The sequence below is a fragment of the Corynebacterium flavescens genome, from assembly GCF_008693105.1.
GTDB classification, from domain to species: Bacteria; Actinomycetota; Actinomycetes; order Mycobacteriales; family Mycobacteriaceae; genus Corynebacterium; species Corynebacterium flavescens.
This window is the reverse complement of record NZ_VXKK01000015.1, coordinates 35261-41471: the sequence shown is the minus strand read 5'-3', so window position 1 is coordinate 41471 and position 6211 is coordinate 35261. Positions and strand designations below refer to the sequence as shown.

Sequence of the window (6211 nt, the reverse complement as noted above, 5' to 3'; positions counted from 1 at the left end):
TGGCCTGCCAGTCAGGTACCTGCCGGTACCACCGTGTTTGCTTATCCAGCTCAGGGGCGTATTTCTGGACCCAGCGGTGAGAATCGTGGTGTGATCGACCGGCACGCCCCGCTGAAGTCATCATTTCCTCCAGATCGCGGTAGCACACCCCGTAGCGGCAGTGACCTGCACACTGCCCACAGAATGATGTCACGGAGGAAATGACGACCGGAGAAGATACCCATGGCTGTGATTATTTCACGTCGCTCTTCCTACTGCCCCAACTTTGCAACAGCACCAACTTTGACGTTCTCCGCTTGTGTACACCCCAATAGGGCAGTTTTAGAATTACTGTCAGAGTCAGAAGGCGTTGGCACAGATGGCCCCCGGTGACCAGGGATGTGACGACGGCTTCTGAACACCATCCGGTCAGTAGTCATATGCACTAGGCTGAAAATGTCAGAAGCTGAGTGGGAACAGGCCCGAGCATAGGAACGGGTAATCGCTAGGTTGGCTGAGCACGAGAAAGTCGGAGTAAGCACTGCCGATGCGGTCGCCGAAGAGCTGGGGATGTCCCGGCGACAGATATACCGACTTCTTACACGCCACCGCGAGGGTCCAGGGGTAGTAACTGATCTGCTCGCGGATTTTCCCGCGCGGTGCGCAGCTTGTCCCCGCTGAGCAGTGGTGGCCGGCTTCCCGTGCGGCCACGAGCCCAGGCAGCCTCCAGACCGGCGTGTCTCCGCTCTCGGATCAGATCACATTCAAACTCCGCCGGGCAGGAAGATGTGGAACACTTTTCGGCCCCCCCGGAGGATGAGGTGCCGGTGTTTCCCTGCAGCGATCGAAACTCCACTCATCTCGTTGTGCTGACGACAGAATGTCCCTCGGGGTTGCCGGCCAGGCGGGGATTACTTGACGGTCATGCCGAATGAGTCCGCGATGGACCGGGCGGTCTGCTTGGCGTAGAGGCCTACCCCGGTGAGCGTGGCGGATCCGGGGCCGGTCCAGTCGCCGTAACCGACCAGGTGCAGGCCCGGGTACTTCGGGGTCGTGCCGTCCAGGAGCCGGCGCACCGGCCCGAGGGACGGCCGAAACCCGGTACACCAGATCAGATGATCGGCCCGTACTTCGTTGAGGGAGTTAAACATCGGCGTCGCCGCCAACCATCCGGCGTCGCGGGCAGCGCGCACCTCAGGCAGCACGACAATGTCGCCGAGCTCCGAGTCGGCCCCCGGATCGGTCTCGCCGCGCTGGACGGCCAGGGCGCGTTGCCGGTTCCGGCGAAACAGCACCCGCCCGTCGACCTCATCGGGCATCCACCGTGGTGGATGCCGGGTATACCAGGTGACTTCGGCAACACCGGTGAGTTCGGCGGCGATCTGCGCGGCGGAGTTCGCCGCCCCCACCACCGCCACGGACGCCCCCCGGAAGGGGCCCACCCCGGGATAGTTCGCCGAATGCCACTGCGTGCCGGTAAACAATCCCGGGTAGGCCGGGACGAAGGGAGTAGACCAGGTACCGGTGGCGGCTACGACATGGGGAGCCGTCCACGACCGATCACCGGCGTGGAGGCGGTAGCCTCCATCCACCCGCTCGACGCGGTCCACGTGCACGGGGCGCTCGACGGGGATCCGGTAGCGCTGCTCATAGTCGGCAAGGTAGTCGATGACATGGTCCGACGGTGGGAACCCCTCGTAGGCTGGCATAGGCTTGCCCGGCAGGCTGGAAAACTCCGCGGTGGAAAACAACGTCATTGATGGCCACACATGCCGCCACGCCCCACCGGCATCCTCCTGATCGTCGAGGACCAGGGTGTCCACGCCTGCTCGCAGCAGGTAGTAGGCGGTGGCCAGCCCCGCCTGGCCACCGCCAATAATGATCGCCTCGAAGTGTTTTCTGGTCACGTGTGTGATCGTCTCCTGCTCGTCGGTGGTGGTTCAGTCCATCTGCAACACGGTGCGCAGCTCCGCGAACAGCTCCGGGCGCACCTGATGGGTCACCGTCCGGCCGACCCGGACCTTGTCCAATAACCCGGCCTCGGTCAACCGCTTCAGGTGGTGCGACACGGTCGGCTGACTCAACCCCGACGTCTCTGTCAGCTCCCCGACGCTGACCGGGCCGCAGCCTTCGGCCGCCAACTGCGATAGCAAACGCAGGCGGGCGGGATCGGCCAACACCTTGAACAATGTGGCGTAGCGTTCGGCCTCACCACTGGTCAAGGGGCCAGCACCCAGTGAGCAACAGGCGGTCAAGTCCGCCAGCGGAAGAGTCTGCGAGAGTGTCATACCAACCATCCTATATTGACAAGCATCGATATCAAGGCTACTTTTTGTATTGATGCTTGTCAATACTGTGAAAGGCTCGTATGAATTCTGACCACCGCCCACGCATGACCTTTTTAGATCGCTTCCTGCCGGTCTGGATCATTCTCGCCATGGCCGCTGGCCTGCTCATCGGCCGGGTCGTCCCCGGTATCGGTGACGCCCTGGGCGCTTTAGAGGTCGGTGGGATTTCCCTGCCGATAGCACTTGGCCTGCTGGTGATGATGTATCCGCCGCTGGCGAAGGTTCGCTACGACAAGGCCGGTGAGATTACCGCTGACAAACGCCTAATGACCGTGTCCTTAGTGCTCAACTGGCTGGTCGGTCCGGCTTTCATGTTCACCTTGGCCTGGATCTTCCTGCCGGATCAGCCGGAACTGCGCACCGGATTGATCATCGTCGGCCTGGCTCGGTGTATTGCGATGGTGCTCGTCTGGAGTGATCTGTCGTGTGGTGACCGGGAGGCCACGGCCGTGCTGGTGGCGATCAACTCGGTGTTCCAAGTCATCATGTTCGGCGTACTCGGCTGGTTCTACCTCCAGGTCCTGCCAGCCTGGCTGGGCCTGGCGACTACCTCGGCGGAATTTTCCTTCTGGTCGATCGTGGTTTCCGTGCTCGTATTCCTCGGCATCCCGCTGGCCGCCGGCGTGGCCTCCCGAATCATCGGTGAAAAAACCAAGGGCCGTGCCTGGTACGAAAACACCTACCTGCCGAAGATCTCCCCGCTGGCACTGATCGGCCTGCTCTATACCATCGTGCTGCTGTTTTCCCTGCAGGGCGAGCAGATCACCTCCCAACCGTGGACCGTGGCCCGCCTGGCCGTGCCCCTGCTCTGTTACTTCGTGGGCATGTTCTTCCTCGCCCTGGCCATCTCCAGGCTCTCCGGCATGGGATACGCCCAGTCGGCGTCGGTGTCCTTCACCGCCGCGGGCAACAACTTCGAGCTGGCCATCGCCGTGGCCATCGGCACCTTCGGCGCGACCTCCGCCCAGGCGCTCGCCGGCACCATCGGCCCGTTGATCGAGATCCCGGTGCTTGTCAGCCTGGTCTACACCATGCTGTGGCTGGGACCGAAACTCTTCCCCCAGGATCCGACCCTACCCGTATCCTCGACACCGTCTCCGCAGACTGCTGTATCCGAGAAGGAGAACTTCACCTCATGAGCACCCACCCAACAGTTCTGTTCGTCTGCGTCGGCAACGGCGGCAAGTCCCAGATGGCCGCAGCCCTAGCCGCTAAGCACGCCGGTGACCGGATCGAGATCCACTCCGCCGGCACGACACCCGGCACGAAGCTCAACCCCCAGTCCGTCGAGGTTATCGCCGAGGCCGGTGCCGACATGTCCGCAGACCACCCTAAGGGTGTAGATCCACAACTGTTGAGCGAGGTCGACCGCGTGATCATCCTGGGAGGTGATGCCCAGCTGGAGCTACCCGACGGTGCCCGCGGTACGTGCGAGCGGTGGGTGACTGACGAGCCGTCCCAGCGTGGCATCGAGGGCCTGGAGCGCATGCGTCTGGTCCGTGACGACATCGACGCCCGGGTACGCAGGCTCCTCGCCGAGCTGCTCGAGAACTGACCACCCCACCTGACACCACCAACGACCCCGCGCAGAATTCGCGCGGGGTCGTTGGTGTCTGCACCGGCTGTCAGAGTCCTCGTCCGGGAGCCAGACACGCTGGTAGAGACCGGGATGTGTCGGGTTAGGACGTAGCCTGCGGGTGCTGCTCCTCCTGGTCACTGGTGGTCTCAGTGGTGTCGGTGTCGGTGTCGTCGTCGGCGACGATCTCGACGCCACAGCAGTCGGAGGTGGAGTTTTTCTTGGTAAACAGGTCCTTGAAACCCATGAGAGTGTGTCCTTTCGGTAGGGGTACGTGGTTTAGAGGATGATCGTCATCGCGTAGCCGGCCAGCATGGCCGCCAGCAGAATGGTGAGCACGAAGGTAGCCAACAGTTTCGGCTTGAACACCGCCGCCAACCTGGAGACCTCCGGCGGAGAGGCCCCCGCCCCGCCGATCATCATCGCGAATATCGGGCCGATGGCCACTCCGGCACCCGATAAAGCCAGGGTGACCGGCAGCATCGTCTCGAGTCGGACATACAGCGGGATACCGATCACCGCAGCCAGTGGAATCAGCCACCAGACGTATCCACCGGCCATAAATCCCAGGCCGTCTTCGGGCACGGCCCCGTAGACGAATGCACCGCTGGCCACGCCGATGATCATCGGAAGGAGCATGGGGCGAAGATCGTCCCATGCCTGACGGATAGCTGCCGGGGTTTCTTGTTTGGTCCCACGCCACGGGGTCCCGTCCAGCTGGCGCCCGCCCTTGACCTTGACCTTGCGCAGCTGGTCTTCCATGCCCAGCGCGGTCCAGGCCCAGGGTGCTCCCAGCGCCAGCAGCACCATGATCACCGCGTAGCTGATCGCGACCTGCCAGGTAAAGATCAGCCAGATCCCGCCGACGATAACCGGGTTGAGCAGCGGCGAAGCGATCAGGTAGGTCACGGTGGTGCGAAAGGCCACCCCGGCTTTGAGCATGCTGACAAACATCGGGATCGTCGAACAGGAACAAAACGGAGTGATCGCCCCCAACGCCAGTCCCTTGACCTGGCCGGGAACCGCTCCACCAGCCATCCAGCTCTGCAACTGCTCCGGGCCGAAGCGCCGGTTGATCAACGCGACCGCATAGGAGATCACCAGAAACAGCAGGAGCAGCTCGACCAGGAGGACAGTGAACGTGCCGAGCGCGCTAATCAGCATCAACGACCTCGCCTCTCAGGGAGGTGTCCGTGCAGCAGGCGCGTTGTCCCTCCGGCGTCAACGTCGCCAGGTGCGCCAGCCAGCGCACCGGATCAGCCAGCTGAGCACAACACACCGAATTCAGCGTGGCACGACCCATCGGCTCCGAGTCCACCAGTCCGGCCTTGCGCAGGGCAGCCAGATGATGGCTGACCAACGCCTGACTCATCCCGGTGGCCTCATGGAGCTGGCGGTTGGTCATCGACGTCTCCGCCAAGGTGAGCAGGATCGTCAACCGGTTTTCATCCGACAGCGCGGACAGGGTGGGCACGAGTAACTGGGCCCGCTCGGCGGGAATGAGATCCGACGCGGGGATGGATAAGGAAATCTCTGTAAGCACACTCCGGTATTAACAAGCGACCACTTGTATTTCAAGCAATGGTTTGAACGTCGGGAAAGAGGCCCCTTCCGGCCTTTCCCGAGCGCCTCACTTTCAAGGAGGTGGGACACCATCAATGACAATGGATTGAAAATACATAGTCCCAGGAGGAGCATGTCCCACAAGTCATGCCACAACCATGTCCCATAATGTCCGCTACAGAATAGACTTCCGGCACTATTTTGGTTATGGATATTGGCTACGCCCGGGTGTCGACCGCGAAACAGGACCTTGACCGACAGATCGACGCTCTGCGCCAGGAAGGTATTGCCAGCAAATACATTTACGTTGATAAGAAATCCGGATCCACCACCAACCGCCCCGGACCGCACAAGGCACTGGATCAGGCCCGTGAAGGCGATGTCATTGTCGTCCACACGCTCGACCGGTTGGGGCGCACGGTGCGCGATACGTTGAATCTGATCCATAATCTTCAGGAGCGTAACGTCGGGGTGCGCACCCTGGCTGATCCCATGCCAGTTGATTCTTCGAACCCGGATGACCCGATAGCCCAGTGTCGTGGACTCGGACAAGCTCCGCTACGCCGAGCACCTGCGCAACGAGGGCTTTTCGATGAGCAAGATCGTGGAGAAGACCGGCACCTCCCGCCCCGACCGGTGGAGACCCACACCGCCAACGATGGTGAGGCCTAAGACCCCCAGATCCTGGCCTGTAGTGACGCTCTGTGTCCGAAACTTTGAGGTGCTGTTGCAAAGTTGGGGGGAG

The 6211-nt window shown here is 62.1% G+C and carries 8 protein-coding genes and 1 pseudogene; 3 read left to right on the top strand and 6 right to left on the bottom strand.

What is annotated here, in order from left to right:
* From F4V60_RS12590 to F4V60_RS02135, 3 genes and pseudogenes are all read right to left on the bottom strand, one after another.
* Positions 1-224: pseudogene (locus tag F4V60_RS12590) on the bottom strand (IS6 family transposase); the annotation flags it as partial.
* Positions 225-890: 666 nt separating this feature from the next.
* Positions 891-1886, bottom strand: a complete 996-nt coding sequence (locus F4V60_RS02140; protein ID WP_075729119.1) for an ArsO family NAD(P)H-dependent flavin-containing monooxygenase — start codon at positions 1884-1886, stop codon at positions 891-893.
* A 33-nt stretch (positions 1887-1919) separates the two neighbouring features.
* Entirely contained in the window at positions 1920-2267 is a 348-nt protein-coding gene (locus F4V60_RS02135) for an ArsR/SmtB family transcription factor (protein WP_075729118.1), read from the bottom strand.
* An 80-nt stretch (positions 2268-2347) separates the two neighbouring features.
* On the opposite strand from F4V60_RS02135, the gene arsB reads away from it, so the two are divergent.
* On the top strand, positions 2348-3466 hold the full coding sequence (arsB, locus tag F4V60_RS02130) for an ACR3 family arsenite efflux transporter (RefSeq protein WP_075729117.1): 1119 nt from the start codon (positions 2348-2350) through the stop codon (positions 3464-3466).
* Positions 3463-3882, top strand: a complete 420-nt coding sequence (locus tag F4V60_RS02125) for an arsenate-mycothiol transferase ArsC (RefSeq protein WP_075729116.1) — start codon at positions 3463-3465, stop codon at positions 3880-3882. Before arsB ends, F4V60_RS02125 begins: the two co-directional genes overlap by 4 nt.
* Before the next feature lie 124 nt (positions 3883-4006).
* On the opposite strand, the gene F4V60_RS12490 is transcribed toward F4V60_RS02125, so the two are convergent.
* The 3 genes from F4V60_RS12490 to F4V60_RS02115 are packed head-to-tail and all read right to left on the bottom strand — an operon-like array spanning position 4007 to position 5446.
* Positions 4007-4150 carry a hypothetical protein gene (locus F4V60_RS12490; RefSeq protein ID WP_170216867.1) on the bottom strand — a complete coding sequence of 48 codons (144 nt, stop codon included), beginning with the start codon at positions 4148-4150 and terminating at the stop codon, positions 4007-4009.
* A gap of 32 nt (positions 4151-4182) precedes the next feature.
* The gene (locus F4V60_RS02120; protein ID WP_075729115.1) at positions 4183-5067 is read right to left on the bottom strand and encodes a permease; all 885 of its coding nucleotides are present in this window, start codon (positions 5065-5067) and stop codon (positions 4183-4185) included.
* Positions 5057-5446 (bottom strand): ArsR/SmtB family transcription factor, encoded by a 390-nt coding sequence (locus F4V60_RS02115; RefSeq protein ID WP_075729114.1) that lies wholly within the window; start codon positions 5444-5446, stop codon positions 5057-5059. The genes F4V60_RS02120 and F4V60_RS02115 overlap by 11 nt, the downstream gene beginning before the upstream one ends.
* Positions 5447-5673: 227 nt before the next feature.
* Between F4V60_RS02115 and F4V60_RS02110 the strand changes: the two genes are divergently transcribed.
* On the top strand, positions 5674-6138 hold the full coding sequence (locus F4V60_RS02110; protein ID WP_232315959.1) for a recombinase family protein: 465 nt from the start codon (positions 5674-5676) through the stop codon (positions 6136-6138).
* The last annotated feature ends 73 nt before the right edge of the window (positions 6139-6211 follow it).

What these genes read in the sequence shown, in the direction of transcription:
- F4V60_RS02135 (WP_075729118.1), bottom strand. Translation starts at nt 2,267, where the DNA reads ATGACACTCTCGCAGACTCTTCCGCTGGCGGACTTGACCGCCTGTTGC.
- arsB (WP_075729117.1), top strand. Translation starts at nt 2,348, where the DNA reads ATGAATTCTGACCACCGCCCACGCATGACCTTTTTAGATCGCTTCCTG.
- F4V60_RS02125 (WP_075729116.1), top strand. Translation starts at nt 3,463, where the DNA reads ATGAGCACCCACCCAACAGTTCTGTTCGTCTGCGTCGGCAACGGCGGC.
- F4V60_RS12490 (WP_170216867.1), bottom strand. Translation starts at nt 4,150, where the DNA reads ATGGGTTTCAAGGACCTGTTTACCAAGAAAAACTCCACCTCCGACTGC.
- F4V60_RS02120 (WP_075729115.1), bottom strand. Translation starts at nt 5,067, where the DNA reads ATGCTGATTAGCGCGCTCGGCACGTTCACTGTCCTCCTGGTCGAGCTG.
- F4V60_RS02110 (WP_232315959.1), top strand. Translation starts at nt 5,674, where the DNA reads ATGGATATTGGCTACGCCCGGGTGTCGACCGCGAAACAGGACCTTGAC.